Genomic DNA, 18,230 nt, shown 5'->3' with positions numbered 1-18,230 from the left:
ATCGGCTCAACTGCACAAACTTTTCGTCAGTTGAGGGGAGAAGCGGCAGGCTAAGAAAGCTTTAAGGTGGTGACTCGGTTGGAGGTTTCAGAGACACTGACACTCAGTAGTTTAACATGAGGTTCAACGGGAATCTGAGCAAAATACAAGCACATTTCTTCTGTGGTTCCGTGAGGACATAACGGATGTTCGTTAATTTTTTCAGGAAGTTGTTCCGCCCAAATATACAGTTTATTTTCCATTTCAACCATATCTAACCCATACAAATCTCCGGGCTGACAAAGAGCAGCGAGTTCGAGAATAATTTCAAAGGTATGATAATGAAAATTTGTCCAAATCGGCGGATTACAATGTTGGCGGCGTAGAGTTGCTTTAATCGTATAATTAAACGTTACAGGCTGATGATGAACTTGATTTTCAAGCGAAATTATCCCTTGATAGGGAATCGTTTGGCTGTGTTTAAGAGAGGCTGGATAGTGCCAACGAGAGTCGCTCATTTTTGATTAGTCTACACCCACATATTTATGTAACTGAAGCGAGAGTCGATAGTAAGGATATTGTTTGAGTAAGTCTAAAACGAGAGGTAAAGTGTAATCGCGTTGCGTCCATTCTGGCTGGAGAAATACAGGAATTTGAGGTTTTTTGGGTAAATATTGAGCATAATATTTGAGTTCAAAACCAGTTTCAATCACCAATTTAATTTCGGAAGCTCGTTCCCACATTTGAGCAACAACGGGATACTGAGAACTAATATGTTCTTTCGGGCTTAGTGTTACCCAAACGGATGAAGAAATCGCTTGCCAAAATGACCCAGACGTTTCAATAGAAACCGTGCGATCAGTTGCTTCAATACACTGGACTAAATCGGGAAGTTGAGGATAAATAAACGGTTCACCCCCAGAAATTACCACTCTTGGCGATCGCAATTCAGCAATTAATTCGTTAAAAGAACGAACATTTCGAGGTAAACCCACACCCCCGTTTGCATAGCCCGTATCACAATAATGACATCGAACCGGACATCCGGCTAAACGAATAAAATCGACAGGCGTTCCCGCCCAATATCCTTCTCCTTGAATCGTATTTTGAAACGTCTCATGGATGGCAATTTCATTCATCAACGTTGTCAAACCCTTCTCCAACTCACGATTCTATCTACCACTTATTTTAGCTTTGTATCCCAACTTTGTGAGCATCTCGAGTAACTTTTGAGCGTGATCACCTTGAATTTCAATCGTATCCTCTTTAAGCGTTCCCCCTGAACCGCAGTGAGTTTTAAGCTGTTTGACTAATTTCTCTAAGGTTTCATTAGAGGTTTGAAACCCAGAAATCACCGTTACGGTTTTTCCTTTTCGTCCTTTGCGAGACGCTTCAATCTTCAAATTTTGTTGAGCTGGGGGTAAATCCGGTTTAGCCCTTTCAAGAGCAGCAGAATCAGTATTCTGACCAAATTCTGAATAAATAACGCGATTTTTTGAGGAATTTTGAGCTGAATTAGAGTTTTGCTTAGATGCCATATGTTTTAAAAATGATAATTCAAACTTACTCAGAAAACTCACTCTAGAGGTTTCACATTCCCCCTGATTATTTCATACTATGTCCGGTTGATTAATTCTGTTATCGGGGTAGTAGGGCGGGTTTATTTAAATTCTTGAACCATCAGACAGAGAGCTGGGCTGAACCCGCCCCTACGCTTGAAGTCATTAATTAATCGGACATGAGATAAAACATCAATGGGGGAAACGATTAAACCTGCTAACATTAGTAAATCGCAGCGTTTACCCGACTCTTGCTATTTGCCTCTTCTAAAATAGCACCCTGCTGTTTGAGCGAACTCGCCACATCAAATGCTAAACCCATTGCTTTGATAAAAACCGCATCATGCACGATAGCGCCCATTAAATTTGTTCCTTTAAGATTTGCGCCTTTGAGATTGGCATGAGCGAGAGTCGCGTTAACAAGTTCCGCCTTTAAAAGCGTCGATTGACTCAAATCAGCATAACTCAAATTCGCACCTGTTAAAATTGCACCACTTAAGTCAGCACCATGCAAGTCAGCACCACTCAAGTCAGCGCCCGTCAGATCCGCTCTTGTGAGGTTAGCGCCGCTGAGGTTCGCGCCACTGAGGTTCGCGCAATACAAATTCGCTCCGATCAAATTGGCGTTAAACAGACTCACGCCTAACAAGTTGGCGCGAAATAAGTTAGCACGAAATAAGTTAGCACGGAATAAGCTAGAACCACTGAGGTTAGCGTTACTGAGTTCAGCTCGAAATAAGTCAGCATCGCGAAAATTCCGTTCTCCTGACGCATAGCGGGCTAAAAGTTCGTCACTATTGATAGTTTGTGTCTTCATGTTTGAGAGTCTATCTATTTCAATTTGGCAGCATTTAACCGGTACAAAATAGCCAAGCCGCTAAATGCCCAACAGTATAACATTACCGAAAACGATAATCGGCATCAAAAACCGACATTTTTGAGGGGTTTGATCAACCTCTATAACTACATTCTAAGTGATTGTGATCAACTTGAGCGGCTTAACTGAATGATTGATAATTTTTAGTATTTGTTAACAACTCGTTGGAGATTTCCAGGTTTGATTTTGCTGGACTAAAGTATGAGCTTGCCAGCTTGAATCAATTTGCGGATAATCTTGACGATAATGACCCCCTCGACTTTCTTTTCGGAAAGCAGCACTTCTGAGAATCAAATATCCAATATCAAGCAAGTTACAAGTTTCTCCCCAAATTCTCAAATGAATCGGATCAATTGTTGTCTTTTCAAACTTGATTATTTGTCCAGGTTCAAGAGTTAATAACGCTTTGCTCACGCTTAAGTTGAGGAAAAGATGACGCCAAGCTTCAACTTGAGTAATCGCTTCATCTAACATTTGTTGATCTCGGCAGATTCCTGCACTTTGCCAGACTAAATCCGGTAACTGTATTCTAATACTTTTAATTTGATCATAGTCTTCCAGCCAGTTTAAAGGAGTGGAAAATTCCAGGTTTTCTTCAGGAACGAGTAAATCAAAAGCTGTTGAGCGATCGCCATTCAGTTGAGCCATTTGAGCGCCATAAACCAAACATTCTAACAGAGAATTACTCGCCAACCGATTAGCCCCATGTACACCCGTGCTAGCCGTTTCACCCACTGCATACAAACCCGGAATTGAAGTTTGATTGTTCAAATCTGTGACAATTCCTCCCATCCAATAATGAGCCGCAGGAGAAACCGGAATCGGTTCATCAAACAGATTAATTCCCCACTGTTGACAAACTTGAATAATATTTGGAAATCGAGAACGGATTTTTTCGGGAGGAATCGGACGTAAATCTAACCAAACATTTTCACTTTGCGCCCCAGGAATTGAGCGCATTTTCTTTAAGTGATTAAAAATCGCTCGACTGACAATATCTCTGGGGGCGAGTTCTCCGTCTGGGTGATAATCAAAAGCAAACCGTTTTCCTTGATCATCGATTAAATGAGCGCCTTCTCCGCGAACCGCTTCACTAATTAGAAATCGAGGCGCACCTGATATTTTTAAAGCAGTCGGATGAAACTGAAAAAACTCTAAATCCCGCAGTAACGCACCTGAGCGCCAAGCCATCGCCACTCCATCACCCGTACTCACACTGGGATTGGTGGTTTGAGAAAAAACTTGTCCACCGCCGCCCGTTGCTAAAACCACTGCTGATGCTCGTATCCACCGCACTTGGTTATCATAGATGACACTAATCCCTTGACAATGTTGCGTTTGGGGATTTAGCCACAACTTTAAGGCAAAAGCCGGACAAACAAGCTGAATATTTGGGCGTTCGAGAACTTTAGCCCCTAAAATACTGACAACCGCTCGACCTGTTGTATCGGCGGCATGAAGCACACGATGACGAGAATGGGCTGCTTCCAGGGTCAAAGCTAAATTCTGTTGGTGTCGATCAAACACAACGCCCATGTCTACCAAGCGATGAATACATTCGGGGGCTTGAGAAACCAAAAATTCAACCGCCGACCGTTCACACAGACCTGCTCCTGCTTTCAAGGTATCCTCTAAATGAAGGTCAGGAGAATCATCAGAAGAAATGGCGGCGGCGATTCCTCCCTGCGCCCAATCACTAGCAGAAAGGGAAAGGATGTCTTTATTCACCAAACCCACCTTGAAATGGGTCGGTAAACACAAGGCAGCATATAAACCTGCGGCTCCTGCTCCAATAACCAACACATCAAAATAGTCGGGTATGTTGGCAGCAGGTAAGGGGTCAAAATGGGTCATGGATTCAAATTCAGGGTCACGGTAAGAGATCGGTTTTGACGAGAGATTGTAACTATGAGCGGATATTGTCTAACCGCACGTTTCGCGAACGAATTGCAATCAATCATAACAATCGAGCGATCAGACCGGACACCTGAATCTGAAATTTCAGTTTGTCTAGTCGTAGGTTCCGGTGTTTAAGCGGAAATCTCCTTCCTGTAGAACAGAAGTCACTGGAGTGACTGTAAATTCATCTAAATAACTTTCCAGGATTTGCTTTTGACGCTCTGTTAATCCCTCCATATTCAGGACATCCTCAACCGAATCAAACGGAGCTTGATCGATAATCATTTTGGCGAGAGTGGGATACATCCCCCGGAATTGTCTAAATTGTCGAATCGAACCATTGTTGAGATCGATCTTCTCTCCAAATTCGCCTAACTTTTCGTCAGCCCGATTTCTTCGTTCTTCAACTGCCAAAATTGGGGACACAATAGGTAGCTGAGTCAGACTCAAGTTTGCAGCATAAGCATTCTCCTGTCCAACCCATCCCAGACAACTTATTAATAAACCCACTAGGACTAACAAACGACCGAATCGTTTCATTGAGACTTTTCTCCCAACTGATCTAAACAGCATTGACAAGTATCTCGTGACAAACTCCACGCCGATTGGCAATGGATCTATTCCAGGTGATTGCAGTCACCTTCATGCAGTCATTACTCTACTGCTATGGTAATATACCGCACTCTTGACACCATGAACACCTGTTGGGGTTGCTGTCCGATAAAAAACCGTTTTTTTGAGGTTCGACTTGTGACTAATATCTCAATCCGACACCTAAACCTAAACCGTAAATTTTTGTGACTTTATCTTCGGTATTGAAAACCACCTTGATTCCGGTTCCATCAGGATTCATCCATTCATAGGACGTTTTAAAATTTTCGTCTCCATCCGGGTTAAAATTTGGATTAAGTTTTCCCTCTGTTCCCATGACCGTTTTCACTTGCTCTATGGTCATTCCCATTTGCAATTGGTAATACTGTTGACGTGTGGCTAGTGTTGGCCCTTCGGGAGTGCGGGACGGTATCGGATTTCCCCCCATCGTATATTCATCTAAATTACGAGTCACAATTGAACGAACTCGATTATTGCCATCAAAAGTAACAACAATACCAGAGTTGTTAGGGTTTAGCCAATGATACCGAGTTTGTGAGGGATTCGGACTAGAGTTATATAAGTCTTGATCCGATTTTCCCTCGGAACCCATGACGGTTTTGACTTCCTCATAGCTCATGCCGATTTTGAGTTTATTGTAATAATCAATCGTAATCGGACTCTGTGATAAATTTTGCAGTCGATTATCTTCGGTTCTCGATAAATTATTATGAAGGGGAGGCATCAAGTTGTAAGAACCCAGGTTGATGACTTTGTTTTCAGCACTAAATACAACGGTAATCGATGAACCATCTGGATTAATCCAATGATACATGGTTGGAGAACCTTCTTGATCAGAATCAGCCCGAAAACCGCGATCCCGTTCTCCGGTTTCTCCTCCCATAATCGCTTTGACTTCTTCATAGGTCATTCCATGACGAATTTGATCATATTCAACTTTACTAAATCGATTAAACGGCGCTGTGTTTGCGGGTGTAGCCAACCAGCAACTTAAAACCAATCCCGTTAAAATTAGAATTCGTTTCATTGAGTTATTCTCCTCACCCTGTTTGAATATAAAATTATTTTTTACTAAAAAATTTGGGGCTAAAATGTTTACTTTTTAAGGGTTTTAGATGAGCGTTCTTTAAGTTTTTAATCAAGGCTTTCATTTGGTTTAAATTCGTCGATAGACCTCCATAGCGCCACTGTACATAAGTCTGTGAAACCTCTTCAATCACTTCAACCTCATCAATTGAGTGATGGGATCTTAAAGAATGAGCATATTCTAGCGGAGTTTGTGCAGAAGATTTGGGGTATCCTTTCGTTGCCAATAGCTTCAGCATTTGTTGATACAAACTTTCTTCAGGAGGCAGTTTAGATAACCACCGATGATAACGCCAAACTTGCCAACGATCAAATCCCAACCAACCGAGAAAACCTGCTATCAGCGCAACCAATAACCCTGTAAATAAACCCAGCCATCCTTGAGCAAAAAGCGTTAAAAACCAACGAATACTACGAGCTACCCACAGAAATATTGTACCAAAAATCGTTTGCAAAATACTCGTCACTGGAGAAGGCAACCAACCCGCTACCCATTCCCAAAATGCCCGTAACGCACTAAAAGTTTGATTTTCTTCAATGGAAGGCGGAATTAATTCCATACCCGGAATGGGGTTAAAAGCAAACCAACCATACTCAGGAAAATAAACTTCAGTCATCGCATGAGCATCGGTATTCCGAACCACATATAAGCCTGTAAAGGGGTTAAATTCTCCCGCATCAAATCCCGCAACTAATCGGGCTGGAATGCCAATAGAACGCAGCATTATTGTTAACACAGTAGCAAAATGATCGGGATAACCGCCTGTTACTTTTTCGCCCGGTGGACTGTCTTTATAGCCAAACAAAAACGCCTCGACTAAATCTTCATCTTCTCGTAAAAAAGGCGGTGCTTCTTGCAGACGATAAACGGGATTTTGTTTGAGGTATTGAGCGAGATAGAGTGCTTTTTCATAGGGCGTATCAAGAGGCTTTGGGTTTTGAGCAACTCGATTAACGTTCTTTAGAATTTCCTCCGTTTTTTGGCGAACTTTTTCTCTAATTTCTTGCGGAACTTCCAGATAATAATCTTTGATTTGTTGAGGATATTTATTAGTAGCTTCTCCCAGCAAAGAACGATTACGAAAAGGCACTTGAGAAATAACAGTATAAGTCATTCCTTCTCGTAAATCTAAAGGCGATCGCAAATTTCGTTCCGCATCAACGGCTAATTCTTGGGTCGGGAAATAGACTTCTTTCGCCCAAGGCATAGCCGGGAGTAAGTTTGGAAGTTGAGAAATAATTGTATAACTTTGAACAATTTCTCTCGTCTCACTGAGGGTAATTTGAGGATAAAGCAAAAATTGATAAGACCAAGATGGGCGGTTCAGCATGAACATTTCATCTTGATCATTGCGGGAAATTTCCCAGCCTTGACCCGTGTATTGATCAAAGGCAACGACACGCCAAAACCCTCTCGCTTGCGATCGCACCCGCATCACGACTTTAGGCGTTAATTGACCGCGAAGATTTTGGTTAATTTGCGTATCAAAACCATAATAAAAATTGGAATCAAGTTGACCTGCACCTTGACGGGGACTACGACCACTACTGCCCCCTTCAGAGTTATTCTCTTGATCATTTTGGGAAACATAACCCGGATTAAAGACTTGAGTCCCGTCAAATTGCCCTTGAGGTAAATCAATCGGAGAACTAACCGGAAAAGACCGGAGTTGATAACTAGGAAAACGAGGTAAGAGGGCAAAAATTGCTAATCCTAAGACAACTACACTCAGGAAACTTAAAGCTAAAAAGCGAACATTTAATGTAGAAAAAAGTTGAGAGGGTTTAGATTTATCGGTAGGGTTTAAATTGAGTTGAGTTAAGCCCAATCGGGAGCGATAATCAAAAATTAAAGTGGGTAATGCGATCGCCAAAAAGAGTAGAATAACAGGTGCAAAAGTGAGGGTTTGACTGAGGGTTGCAGCGACACCAAGCAAGATTAACCCAATTACCATTGAATAGCCTAAATCTTTGCGGCGGGGTACATCAAAACTGTGCAGAATTTGCAGATGAATCAGAAGTTGAGCCAGTACGAGGCGAGTATCATTAAGTTCCCCAACCAATCGCCCAAAGAATGCAGCCAGTGCCACAAGCATTCCGATAGCAATACAAAATTTAACAGGCACATTACGATAGCTACGGCGAAAATAACTCCAGGTTGCTCCCACTATACTGACAGGAATTGCCCAGAGGTTGAGGGGTTCTGCAATTGCGACATCAGTGGCGACAATTCCAACAATCACAAGCAACTGAACTAAGACTCGCAGGCTGATGGAATCTTCGGCTTCCGGCTTCGGCATTGCTTCGATCCGATGCCACAGTTGAGTCAATAGAGGAATTCTGGGAGTCATGGCTCAGTCGGTAGAAAGATATGCAAGTGCTATGAACACTTTACCTGATCTCCGACGAGCAAGCCACATCAGCAACTTCGATTGAGAGGCACAGTAGATGTGATGTTATCGGGGCGACTGTAGACCAATCGCAAAACTGAGGGGATGCTGATCCTGGTCGTTTAGAATCACATTGAGTTGATAGGTTTGATCAAGATGAGGATCAACCAACTCCAGTTTGATATAGCCGCGATCACAACGTTGGGCAGTGGCTTGTGCGTCCGCTCCCATGAGCCACAAATGTCCACCATCGGGCAAATGACCCATCACCTTCAAAGAGGCGCTCTGGCCGTCTTGTTGAGTATATTCAGCCTCTAGGGTGAGTACGCCCAGACTGGTCAGCCATTGTTGTTTAATGGCAGGTTGATTAAGATTACAGGTTAAGGTGAGAGCCTGAATAATCTCTCGTGCGGCTAAAAGCGCCATCAACATTTGCTGTTCCGGGTTAGCCGTTTCGTATTCTGGCAGTGCAAGATCGAGAGGATTTTGTCCCCTAGCCCAACCCAGCATCAGACGATGGGTTAACTCATTGAGGGGTTCAGATTGTCCAGGAAATAGAGTTTCTACGACTTGAACTAATTTTGCGCCCTCTCGTAAAGAAGACTGAATCGCCTCTTGACAGGGACTCAGCAGTTGAGCAAAAACAGGATCAGGAATCGGAACAGACCAACGTAGATTTTGCTTATGAGCCATCCAGGGAACTCTTCGTTCTTCGATTACGTCTGGATAACAAGCGAAATCAGATGCTTTTGTTTCCCAAGGAAATAATGGTGGGTTTCGTTCCATCTCGGCTTTTAACCGATTTTTCAAGACCGTTTCAAACCTGTTTTTCACGGTTGGTATCTCTCCCAATGTAAAAAGTTGACTTGGGTAGTCGGAGTCATCGATATCTTCTGAGTCTAATGGGTCGAGTTCTTCCCACTCTCCTTGCTCCACCCTGGATTGATCATCAACATTCGGAGTGTAGTTTGATTCGTTCTTCATTGAAGAAGGATTTTTGACTGACCAACGCTCCGTGCCGTCTCCGTCGTCGCACGGCGGAGTAATCTGTGACTTTTCCATGAGCCAGTCAAAAAAGTGGCACTCGAATGATGGATCATCTCGGTATGTTTCGTTATTCATCGCTAGATGCCCCTGCTCCGGATACTGAATGATTTCTGATTTCCCAAGACAACTCTAATACTTTAAACCACCGTTTTTGGATTTGAGTGACCTTACTGTTAAGGGTTTGGGAAATTTCGTGATCGGATAAACCCTGCTGTTTTAACCTTAGCAGATCCGCTTGATCTCGACTCAGTTGGTCTTGAAAAAGCTGCCATTGTTGGGGGGTTAATCCCAAGTCTTTTTCCAAATCCGCTTCTAACCATTGATGCACCAGTTCCCAGCGATGTCCGAAGGCAAACCGCAGCAAATGATATTTGAATCGTTGCTGTAAATAGTCTCGCTGGCGCGGTGTTAATCCCAAGATTTCTTCGATTTCCCGAGTCGGTAAATCTTGCAATCGCAACGCAAAATAATCGGCACAATCTTGTTGCTCGTGTTCTTCGAGGTAAGCCATTAACTCTTCAACCACCGTTTGGCGTAAAGAGTCTAACTCGGGTTCTGTCGATTCGGAGGCCATTGCATTTCGCACTTGTTGCATTGCTGAATCATTCCAAGTCTGATCAGATTCTTGAGATGATCCTTCGGCGGCTTGATCCAAATCGACAAAGGTTTCTTTCGGCTGTTGCTGAGAAAAGGTCTGGGCGCGTAAAATAATAAGCTGTTGACTACGACCCCGAGCTAACGGAATTCGTCTTTTCCCATAGCGTTCTGTGAAGGCTAAATATTCCCCGAGTTCCAATATGGTCTGAGGACGATAGGTTGCAGCTAACTGAGCCTCTTTGCGAAAAGCACTTAAGGTTTCCAGGTAGAAGGCCTGCAAGAAATCCCTGATCAACTCCAGTCGGGCTTGATAACTGGATTGGACTTGCGGAGGTGTTATATAGCGGTAGACAATTGCACTTAAGGTACTGTGCAGTTCCACAGGTGCCTGTTTTGACCCGAGCCTGTAATAATGCAGACATTGCTGAAGGCGATGTTGAGCTAATGTCATCGCCCAGGTTTCGACTTCGCCAGAAGCCTGAATGCGTCTGCTTTCTGTACAGATGCGAAGGGCTTCTTCGGTTAAACGTTGGGCAACATCCCGGCAATTCTGCTCAGAGGCACGGGTGGACTGTTGGAGTTCGCTTAACAGCCGTTGATATATAGTCTCGCTCTGGCAGATTTCCCCCATATTTTGAATACTTAGTAACAGTGACCCTAACATTCCCTTTCGAGCGAAACCAAGAGAATTCCGGAGACTATCACCAGTTTACTGTGATGGATCTCCAGGTTAAATTAGGTCATCTGTCACAATGAATTATCAGTGATCCGCTAAGTTTTTCCCTCTGACCTTTGATTTTTCAGCAAAATAATGGATTTAGATCAACAAATTCAATCTTTAATTGATAATGCACCTCAAGATGGTACAACTCCTGGGGTCGTCCAAGCGATCGCTCCTGCGTTGAAAATTCTGGCTGAACAATTGCAGCATGATTGTTACTACATCTTGCAAGCCTCGGATGAAAGTTGGGTACTCACAACTTTGAGTCATCTGGATCAACCTGATCTACAAAAGCGGGTGATTTATGCCTACCCGACTCTTCTAGATGCCTCAAATCGTTCTCCGGTTACAGTCCCGACTTATGTACAAGCCACTCCTCTACCCGTTACTCATATTCTGTTTCAAATGGTGGCCCTGCAAGCCCTCGATAGTATTATTTTCTTTGAAGTTCCGGGTCATTTGGAAAGCGGAACAGAAGTTAAGCGTAGCGAGGTTCAAGATTTAATTCGGGTTTATTTGGAGCGATATCGGGCGACGGTTCAGCCTCGAAATATTCCTCGTCGAAATATTCCTCCCAATTTCGCTTAATTCCCATACAGGTTAGTGTCTGCCGCTATTAAATGAAGTCATCACTTTTAGGGACTAACGACAGACATCTAACACCAACATTTGCTCATTGATTGTCTAGATTTCAGCTCAGATACAACCGAAGAAGTTCGACCTTAAACCTGGCTTAAATCCCTGTTGAATGAGTCTCACTTCTAAGGGTTCAAGGGCTAATATTCTCGATTGGTTTGGACCCAATTTTCTGACTAATACAATCGATTAAGATTCCAATCAGCTAATTCAATTAGAGCTTTTCGAGAATCACAATCGGGAAATTTAGAAATATGTTCGACAGCCAGTTTAGCATGATGGGCTGCGAGTTCTCGCGATCGCTTAATTGCAGAACTTTCTTGAATTAGGGCGAGGGCTTGTTCTAAATCTCCTTCTTGTGCAAACTCCCGTTCAATTAAGGTTTCTAAGTATGGTTTTTCTTCTAGAGCGTACAAAGTCGGAGCATTTAAATTCCCACTTTGCAGATCAGAACCAGCCGGTTTTCCGAGAGATTCGGTTGAACCTGTGAAATCCAAAATATCATCAACAATTTGAAAAGCCAAGCCTAGATTGCGTCCATAACTGTACAAATCTTCCGCTAATTCGGCAGAAACGCCACTCAATAAACCTGCCGCTTTGGAACTATTGGCAACCAAAGAAGCTGTTTTGTAGTAACTTTTTTCCAGATAAGCATTAATCGACATTCCGGTATCAAATCGATTCAGTCCCTGCTGAATTTCGCCTTCAGCGAGATCCATAATCACTTTGGATAGCAGTTTGACGACTTCCAAATTATCCAGGTTGGCCAGATACCAAGAAGATTGGGCAAACAGAAAGTCTCCTGCTAAGACTGCGATGCGGTTGTTAAAGAGACTGTGGACAGTGGGCGCTCCTCGCCGGAGATCCGACTCATCGACAACATCATCATGGACTAAACTGGCTGTATGAATCATTTCGGTAATTTCTGCGAGTCGCCGATGCTTAGGCGTAATGTCCTGATTGGGCATGGTGGTTCGCGAAATGAGCAAAACGATAGCAGGTCGCACCCGTTTCCCGTGAATACTGAAAAGATGCTCTGCTGCTGCATATAGAATGGGGTGACGAGCGCCGACTAACTGTTTCAAGTTGTCTGTCAACAGTTGCAGGTCTGCTTCAACCGGAGAAAATAAAAGAGTGCTAGAGGTCATGGATCAGCCGACTCAGGCAATTGGGTTTAACAAAATTTTACATATTATAGTTGTATTTTAAGCTAACCCTCTGGGAAATGGATATCAAACTCAACTCAACCTGGAAATCTGACCAATTGCTGAAGGTTAAGCAGTGGGGTTTTCAGGGCGGACATCCTCAGCGAAAATTCTCTTGCTCCCACCCCTCGGTCGAAGTCTATCAAATTATTAAGGAACTTCCCCTAAAGTCTCTCACAATCGCGAGTTTTATGTTATTTTAGTAAGTAAGAGTTTAAACAATTCTACACATTCAGGGCTATGGATCTGGCGACGGAGTATTAGGTATCTGTCGTTGCAGTGTTAATCCGTAGGCAAATGGATCTCTGCTGAAACTTGATAAATAGTTCAAAGCTCATCAGAGTTAACAGGCTACCCCAGTATGTAAGTAGACGATCCCTGAGATTTAGGTTGCTCAGTACAGCCTGATATCTCAGTTAGGGGGTCTGTAATTGAAGTAAAGTCCTGACAATGTTTTCTGGGACGTGAAGTTCCCAGAGAGTGCTTAAGTAAGTGATCGCAGCTAGATCTTAGCTCTGTATGCTAGCCCTATGTAGCTGGTATTAAACTCTTGCCTTTGCTCCTCCTATTATCTGTTTGGCTATACCCGCTATGATGTACCAAGAAACTCCACTGATGATTCCCGTTCTGGCCGCAGGTTACGTTTTAACAGTTTATTTGTTATTGATGCTTGCCAAACGCACAGCCAAAATTTCGAGATCCTAACAGAGTGCTAATGTTCGGCAACTGGATAACGCCCCAAACGCAGCTTGAAAACTCTACCATAGTGGAAATCAGGTGTCAAGGGAAAATAATTCACAGGTTGTCGTGTTTAGTCGGATTTGAGATAGTCCCACTCCCACAGGGGGGTGGGATTATTCTATATAAAGGACATTTTTTGGCTTGTGAAAATCAACACCTTGGCACAAAGTCACGAAGATTTTTCTCTTGGTGTCTCTGTGTCAAGGTGTTTTTTCTTGTTGAAGTTAACTCCCCCTTCTACCCTCTTTGAGTGAAAGATGGGTTGTTTCGGATGTCTCGATCGCCCCTAATTCCGTTGCTTCTACAGTCGGAGTAAACCCTAACCACTGCACAGATAAACTCGCAAATTGTTGGGGACAACCACTGACACAAAAGCGTGTGGGTTTGGGGGGATAGGGATTTCGCAGTCCCAACAATTCTAACTCCTGAGTCATGGCTTTGACTAAATGGACGGCTGGATCAACGATCCGCACTGTCGCCGGGAGGATTGATCGCACAACAGGGGCTAAATGAGGATAGTGAGTACACCCGTAAATCAAGGTATCGATGTGTTGATCCAATAAAGGGGCTAAATACTCCCGTGCCACCTCATAAGTATAGGGATCGTGAATACGATTCTCCTCAATTAATGGGACAAACTCAGGACAACTCACCTGCCAGACTTGAACTTGACTATTCATTTCCTCAATGGCTTGGCGATAAGCATTACTCGTGACTGTAGCGGGAGTTGCAATCACCCCAATACGCTGGCCTTTGCGGACTGCGGCTTTTGCTCCCGGCAATATGACTCCCAGAATCGGCACCTTGAATTCTGATTGTACAGTTTCCAGGGCGAGGGCTGAACTGGTATTACAAGCCATGACGATCATTTTGACATCCTGATCCATCGCCCACAGGATGATTTCACGAACAAACTGTAAAATCTCGCTCTGAGTTCGAGTACCGTAGGGTAATCGAGCGGTATCTCCAAAATATAGAATCGATTCATTCGGGAGTTGTCGGTATAACTCTCTTAAAACCGTTAACCCTCCCACACCACTGTCAAATACTGCTATTCTTTGTGCTTTTTTATCCGTTGTCATACAGTCCAATGTCTGGTGATTGTTGATTGCTTGTCCGATGAGTACATCTGTGACTTAATTTATAGTTCCCTGTTTCACAGAACAAGGGATACTACACTCGATTGAACAGCTATCCGGAAAGATCAGCCTCTGACAATCGGGCTTACCCCAAAAAGTCATGTCAGCGTTTCTTGACTTTAGTTGTTAAAACGAAGTCGTTATGAGTATGATTTAAGAAGAGAGAAAATTAAGGAGAAAATATCGTGCAAGTTCAGGACATTCCCCTGAAGCAGATTCGGCGTCCACTGCCTCGGGCGACGGATGCGGCCAAAGTCGCAGCTTTAATGGAGTCTATTCGAGAAATCGGCTTGCAAGAACCCATTGAAGTGTTAGAAGTAGACGGCCAATACTATGGTTTTTCAGGCTGTCATCGTTTTGAAGCCTGTACCAATCTCGGCTATGAAACCATTCGTTGTAAAGTGCGTAAAGCACCCCAATCTGTCCTCAGAAAGCATCTGGCTTGAGATAGATTAATCAAGTACCAAAACAGGGTAAAATCCGGTCATAGTTTGTAATGATTTATTAAGCTGCTGAATTCTCAAACCAATCAACCTAAAAGGAGTATAAATCCATGAGTAACAATAACCTAAAAACCCGTCTTTATCCCTCTCGGATTGATTTTTCCGCAGAAACTCGTCAAGAAATCGCAGCAATTCTGAATGCAACATTAGCAACGACTTTAGACCTAAAAACCCAAGTCAAACAAGCCCACTGGAACGTTAAGGGAATGAACTTCTATTCTCTACACTTACTGTTTGATGAAATGGCGGGTGAACTTGAAGGATATGTTGATCTGGTTGCGGAACGGATCACTGCCTTGGGAGGGTTTGCGATGGGGACTGCTCGGGTCGCGGCCACTGATTCTATTTTGCCAGAATATCCCTTTGATATCCAGGAGGGTCAAGATCATGTAACCGCTTTAGCCGATCGCTTTGCGATGTACGCCAAACACGTTCGTGAGGCGATTGATCAAACGGGTGGCTTAGGAGATGCGGATACTGCGGATTTATACACCGAAATCTCACGGACCGTTGATATGCGCTTGTGGTTCCTCGAAGCCCACTTGCAAGGAAGCGACAGTAGTGTTACCAATGGTAGCAGCAGTGCGACAACCAAAGCCACTGCAAACGTGAAATAGTATTGATCCGGGAATGAATCCATTTTCATCACCTGACTATAGCTCCGACTTGCACCGCTTAATGGAAGAGGCGGGGCTTTCTACTGTCAAGGAATTGAGTCAAAAAGCGGGGGTTTCTCAGTGGCAAATTATCCGACTGCGACGGGGACTGGCCCGACAAATGCGAGTGGAGATTTTGCTAAAAATCAGTCAAGGACTAAATATTTCTTTAGTTGAATTGTTGGCAACTTTTGCGCCGGAGTCGGTGAGATCTCAAGATGCTGGGGCTTCGGTTAAGGAATTGCAACAAGAGTATCAACACTTGCAAAGCGAGATGGAAAAGCAGCGAGAGTTGCTGTTAGAGGAGTTTGAGCGGAAGAGTTTAAGCATTTTAGAAGCTTGGTTGCTACAATGGCCGACAGTAGCTTATAAAGTTCAACAGAACCCTAAACTGGCGGGGGTGAAATTATTGCCTCTGTTGCGTCCGGTTGAACGGCTTATGCAACAATGGGGAGTTGAAGCGATCGCCTCTGTGGGTTCAGAGATTGCTTACAATCCCCAGATGCACCAGCTTCTAGAAGGAACCGCTCAAACCGGGGAAATGGTTGTAGTGCGCTATGCGGGCTATCGATATCGAGGTCAACTTCTGTATCGGGTTAAAGTCAGTCCCTTACAAAAAAGCCAACAATAGCCCGTCACCCCATGAGGCCAACCCTTGGACAACGGGTGTTGCATTGAAAATTTGGCGATGAGTTCATATCAAGGCTATACTAGCGGAAACTGGCGAGTCAATGTCGAGGCTTCACTTTTAATAAATTATGAGTTCTGATGTTCAAGTGCTTCAACCCCAAGGAATTTTAGACGGAACGAAAGCAAGTGAATTCCGTAAAGAGATTAGCAATCTCGTGGATAAGGGAGCCAAAACCATCCTGATAGATTTTAAAGATGTCTCCTTTATGGACAGTTCAGGTTTAGGTGCTTTAGTTTTGGCTCTAAAAACAGTTCGAGCTGCTGGTAGTAAGTTGATGGTTTGCTCGATTAATGAGCAAATTAAAATCTTATTTGAACTAACCAGTATGGATCGGGTATTCGATATTTTTGAGAATCGCGAAGAGTTTGAAGAGAAGTATGCTGCTCAAAAAAGCAGTTAAATCTTTAACCTCATCTTGGATGATCTAGATTCGGGTGAATAGGGGAATGGGGAGACTCTACTTGTACAATTAATCCGAGTTTTAAGCCAGCTTAAAAGTTGTGAATAATTGGGAAAAGTGGGGAGTATACTTTCATTATTCCTAGAGTTCTTCCCTTCTCATATTTTTCAGTTGAATCAACAAGTTTCAAGGCTTTGCGGACAGTCAGTTAAGTATTAATTATAGGAATTTAATGACTATTCAAAGTGAATTTTAAGTAAAGAAAAATCATCTTCAAAAGGATTTCCTGAATTTAAAGCTTTAATCGAATTAAAAAGAGAATCAAGATGATTGGGGAGAGAATGATCGCAATTGCAGTCAATCAGAAGATTAATAAAAGCATCAAGTCCCCACATTGAACCATCGGGTTGATGGATTTCATAAACTCCATCACTAAAAATAAACAGATCACTGGGATTTTTAATCTCGCAACAGTCGTCGCTATATTCAGCTTCTAAAAACATTCCCACAGGCATTCCAGGGGTTTTGAGGCGTTTAACTTGTAGACTGTTTTGATCTTGTTGACCCGAAAGCAGAATAGCAGGAGGATGACCGGCACTGGCATAGGTGAGTTTGTGGGTTTTGCGGTTATACACGCCATACCAAATGGTGAAGTATTTGTCATTTTGATAGGACATTTGAAAGGTACTGTTGAGGGCTTTCAAAACATCACTGGGCTGATAATAATTTATATTAGGAAGTGTACGCGATCGCAATAAATTTAAAACCGAAATCGAAGGCAAAGTCGCCCTCAAACCATGTCCGGCTGTATCCATTAAATAAATCGATAAATAATCTGCATCTAGCCAACGGTAATCAAAGCAATCACCTCCGAGTTGACGGGAAGGAATAAATTTAGCTTCTATTTTGAGGGGTGTGGAAGTCGGTAGAGGAAGCAAAGATTGTACATATTCTGCGGCTTCGGCTAACTCGGCTTCTAGGAGTTGTTTTTGAGTTTGTAAATCTTGACTAAGTTGATGTAAGCGTAAGCCAGCCCTCACTCGGGCGTACAACTCGTTCATTTCAATGGGTTTAGAAATAAAATCATCAGCCCCCGCATCCAGACCTTTCACCCGGTCAGAAATTGACCCCAGAGAGGTGAGTAAAAAGAATTGAGTGGTGGAGAGTTCAGGATTGAGTTTGACATGACGACAGACCTCTATACCCGTTAATCTGGGCATAATCCAATCACAAATAATCAAAGCAGGGCGTAATTCTTGCGCCTTTTGAATCCCTTCCTCACCATTGCTAGCAACCGAAACATCATAACCCTGCTTTTTAAGAGTTCTTCTTAGCAGCTCCCGAATCACCGTGTCATCATCAATTACCAAAATTTTAAACATGGACGCTCAGGTAATAAAGTAGGGTCGGCAACAAGAGTTTGAATCAATTCTTCGCTTAAATAGAGTATAGTCCAACAGATGGGACTCTAAACTGATTGTGGCATCAGTCA

Annotated in this window: 18 protein-coding genes; 5 read left to right on the top strand and 13 right to left on the bottom strand. The window is 43.2% G+C overall.

All coding sequences use genetic code 11. The features are described from left to right. Positions 1-50: 50 nt before the first annotated feature. From VB836_RS00360 to hetZ, 10 genes are all read right to left on the bottom strand, one after another. Positions 51-497: a hypothetical protein gene (locus VB836_RS00360; RefSeq protein ID WP_323217503.1), complete on the bottom strand. Its 447-nt coding sequence runs from the start codon at positions 495-497 to the stop codon at positions 51-53. 6 nt (positions 498-503) lie between these two features. Further along, positions 504-1,118 (bottom strand): 7-carboxy-7-deazaguanine synthase QueE, encoded by a 615-nt coding sequence (locus VB836_RS00355; RefSeq protein WP_323217502.1) that lies wholly within the window; start codon positions 1,116-1,118, stop codon positions 504-506. Between the two features lie 33 nt (positions 1,119-1,151). Next, positions 1,152-1,517, bottom strand: a complete 366-nt coding sequence (locus tag VB836_RS00350) for a translation initiation factor (protein ID WP_046279751.1) — start codon at positions 1,515-1,517, stop codon at positions 1,152-1,154. A gap of 244 nt (positions 1,518-1,761) precedes the next feature. Then, a complete protein-coding gene (locus tag VB836_RS00345) occupies positions 1,762-2,340 on the bottom strand; it encodes a pentapeptide repeat-containing protein (protein WP_046279735.1) in 579 nt (192 codons plus the stop codon). 228 nt (positions 2,341-2,568) lie between these two features. Continuing rightward, positions 2,569-4,269, bottom strand: a complete 1,701-nt coding sequence (nadB, locus tag VB836_RS00340; RefSeq protein ID WP_323217501.1) for an L-aspartate oxidase — start codon at positions 4,267-4,269, stop codon at positions 2,569-2,571. 156 nt (positions 4,270-4,425) lie between these two features. Further along, positions 4,426-4,854, bottom strand: coding sequence for a photosystem II complex extrinsic protein PsbU (gene psbU, locus VB836_RS00335; protein WP_323217500.1), 429 nt, complete (start codon positions 4,852-4,854; stop codon positions 4,426-4,428). 214 nt (positions 4,855-5,068) lie between these two features. Further along, positions 5,069-5,953, bottom strand: coding sequence for a hypothetical protein (locus VB836_RS00330; RefSeq protein WP_323217499.1), 885 nt, complete (start codon positions 5,951-5,953; stop codon positions 5,069-5,071). A gap of 34 nt (positions 5,954-5,987) precedes the next feature. Further along, positions 5,988-8,363, bottom strand: coding sequence for a DUF3488 and transglutaminase-like domain-containing protein (locus VB836_RS00325; RefSeq protein WP_323217498.1), 2,376 nt, complete (start codon positions 8,361-8,363; stop codon positions 5,988-5,990). A 105-nt stretch (positions 8,364-8,468) separates the two neighbouring features. Beyond that, positions 8,469-9,524 (bottom strand): hypothetical protein, encoded by a 1,056-nt coding sequence (locus VB836_RS00320; protein ID WP_323217497.1) that lies wholly within the window; start codon positions 9,522-9,524, stop codon positions 8,469-8,471. After that, positions 9,517-10,677, bottom strand: a complete 1,161-nt coding sequence (gene hetZ / locus VB836_RS00315) for a heterocyst differentiation protein HetZ (RefSeq protein WP_323217638.1) — start codon at positions 10,675-10,677, stop codon at positions 9,517-9,519. Before hetZ ends, VB836_RS00320 begins: the two co-directional genes overlap by 8 nt. A 180-nt stretch (positions 10,678-10,857) precedes the next feature. On the opposite strand from hetZ, the gene VB836_RS00310 reads away from it, so the two are divergent. Then, the gene (locus tag VB836_RS00310; protein ID WP_323217496.1) at positions 10,858-11,355 is read left to right on the top strand and encodes a hypothetical protein; all 498 of its coding nucleotides are present in this window, start codon (positions 10,858-10,860) and stop codon (positions 11,353-11,355) included. A gap of 224 nt (positions 11,356-11,579) precedes the next feature. Here VB836_RS00310 and sds read toward each other — a convergent pair whose 3' ends face one another. After that, positions 11,580-12,551 (bottom strand): solanesyl diphosphate synthase, encoded by a 972-nt coding sequence (gene sds, locus VB836_RS00305; RefSeq protein WP_323217495.1) that lies wholly within the window; start codon positions 12,549-12,551, stop codon positions 11,580-11,582. 1,022 nt (positions 12,552-13,573) lie between these two features. After that, on the bottom strand, positions 13,574-14,431 hold the full coding sequence (gene murI / locus VB836_RS00300) for a glutamate racemase (protein ID WP_323217494.1): 858 nt from the start codon (positions 14,429-14,431) through the stop codon (positions 13,574-13,576). Positions 14,432-14,673: 242 nt separating this feature from the next. On the opposite strand from murI, the gene VB836_RS00295 reads away from it, so the two are divergent. The 4 genes from VB836_RS00295 to VB836_RS00280 all read left to right on the top strand — a co-directional run bounded on the left by VB836_RS00295 (position 14,674) and on the right by VB836_RS00280 (position 16,738). Continuing rightward, complete coding sequence (locus VB836_RS00295) at positions 14,674-14,934, top strand: ParB N-terminal domain-containing protein (RefSeq protein ID WP_046279745.1); 261 nt, start codon at positions 14,674-14,676, stop codon at positions 14,932-14,934. A 107-nt stretch (positions 14,935-15,041) separates the two neighbouring features. Beyond that, the gene (dps, locus tag VB836_RS00290; RefSeq protein ID WP_323217493.1) at positions 15,042-15,608 is read left to right on the top strand and encodes a DNA starvation/stationary phase protection protein Dps; all 567 of its coding nucleotides are present in this window, start codon (positions 15,042-15,044) and stop codon (positions 15,606-15,608) included. A 13-nt stretch (positions 15,609-15,621) separates the two neighbouring features. Then, positions 15,622-16,278, top strand: a complete 657-nt coding sequence (locus tag VB836_RS00285; RefSeq protein WP_323217492.1) for a helix-turn-helix domain-containing protein — start codon at positions 15,622-15,624, stop codon at positions 16,276-16,278. A gap of 127 nt (positions 16,279-16,405) precedes the next feature. After that, entirely contained in the window at positions 16,406-16,738 is a 333-nt protein-coding gene (locus VB836_RS00280; protein ID WP_323217491.1) for an STAS domain-containing protein, read from the top strand. A 236-nt stretch (positions 16,739-16,974) separates the two neighbouring features. On the opposite strand, the gene VB836_RS00275 is transcribed toward VB836_RS00280, so the two are convergent. Continuing rightward, positions 16,975-18,120, bottom strand: a complete 1,146-nt coding sequence (locus VB836_RS00275; RefSeq protein WP_323217490.1) for a PP2C family protein-serine/threonine phosphatase — start codon at positions 18,118-18,120, stop codon at positions 16,975-16,977. Positions 18,121-18,230 lie beyond the last annotated feature (110 nt).

Source organism: Limnoraphis robusta BA-68 BA1, from assembly GCF_034932365.1.
In the GTDB taxonomy this organism is placed as follows: domain Bacteria; phylum Cyanobacteriota; class Cyanobacteriia; order Cyanobacteriales; family Microcoleaceae; genus Capilliphycus; species Capilliphycus robustus.
The sequence above is the reverse complement of the archived record's forward strand: the minus strand, read 5'-3'. Positions and strand labels throughout refer to the sequence as shown.

Coding starts and splice junctions, on each gene's coding strand:
- VB836_RS00360 (WP_323217503.1), bottom strand. CDS start 497: ATGAGCGACTCTCGTTGGCACTATCCAGCCTCTCTTAAACACAGCCAA.
- VB836_RS00355 (WP_323217502.1), bottom strand. CDS start 1,118: ATGAATGAAATTGCCATCCATGAGACGTTTCAAAATACGATTCAAGGA.
- VB836_RS00350 (WP_046279751.1), bottom strand. CDS start 1,517: ATGGCATCTAAGCAAAACTCTAATTCAGCTCAAAATTCCTCAAAAAAT.
- nadB (WP_323217501.1), bottom strand. CDS start 4,269: ATGACCCATTTTGACCCCTTACCTGCTGCCAACATACCCGACTATTTT.
- psbU (WP_323217500.1), bottom strand. CDS start 4,854: ATGAAACGATTCGGTCGTTTGTTAGTCCTAGTGGGTTTATTAATAAGT.
- VB836_RS00330 (WP_323217499.1), bottom strand. CDS start 5,953: ATGAAACGAATTCTAATTTTAACGGGATTGGTTTTAAGTTGCTGGTTG.
- VB836_RS00325 (WP_323217498.1), bottom strand. CDS start 8,363: ATGACTCCCAGAATTCCTCTATTGACTCAACTGTGGCATCGGATCGAA.
- VB836_RS00320 (WP_323217497.1), bottom strand. CDS start 9,524: ATGAATAACGAAACATACCGAGATGATCCATCATTCGAGTGCCACTTT.
- hetZ (WP_323217638.1), bottom strand. CDS start 10,677: ATGGGGGAAATCTGCCAGAGCGAGACTATATATCAACGGCTGTTAAGC.
- VB836_RS00310 (WP_323217496.1), top strand. CDS start 10,858: ATGGATTTAGATCAACAAATTCAATCTTTAATTGATAATGCACCTCAA.
- sds (WP_323217495.1), bottom strand. CDS start 12,551: ATGACCTCTAGCACTCTTTTATTTTCTCCGGTTGAAGCAGACCTGCAA.
- murI (WP_323217494.1), bottom strand. CDS start 14,431: ATGACAACGGATAAAAAAGCACAAAGAATAGCAGTATTTGACAGTGGT.
- dps (WP_323217493.1), top strand. CDS start 15,042: ATGAGTAACAATAACCTAAAAACCCGTCTTTATCCCTCTCGGATTGAT.
- VB836_RS00285 (WP_323217492.1), top strand. CDS start 15,622: ATGAATCCATTTTCATCACCTGACTATAGCTCCGACTTGCACCGCTTA.
- VB836_RS00280 (WP_323217491.1), top strand. CDS start 16,406: ATGAGTTCTGATGTTCAAGTGCTTCAACCCCAAGGAATTTTAGACGGA.
- VB836_RS00275 (WP_323217490.1), bottom strand. CDS start 18,120: ATGTTTAAAATTTTGGTAATTGATGATGACACGGTGATTCGGGAGCTG.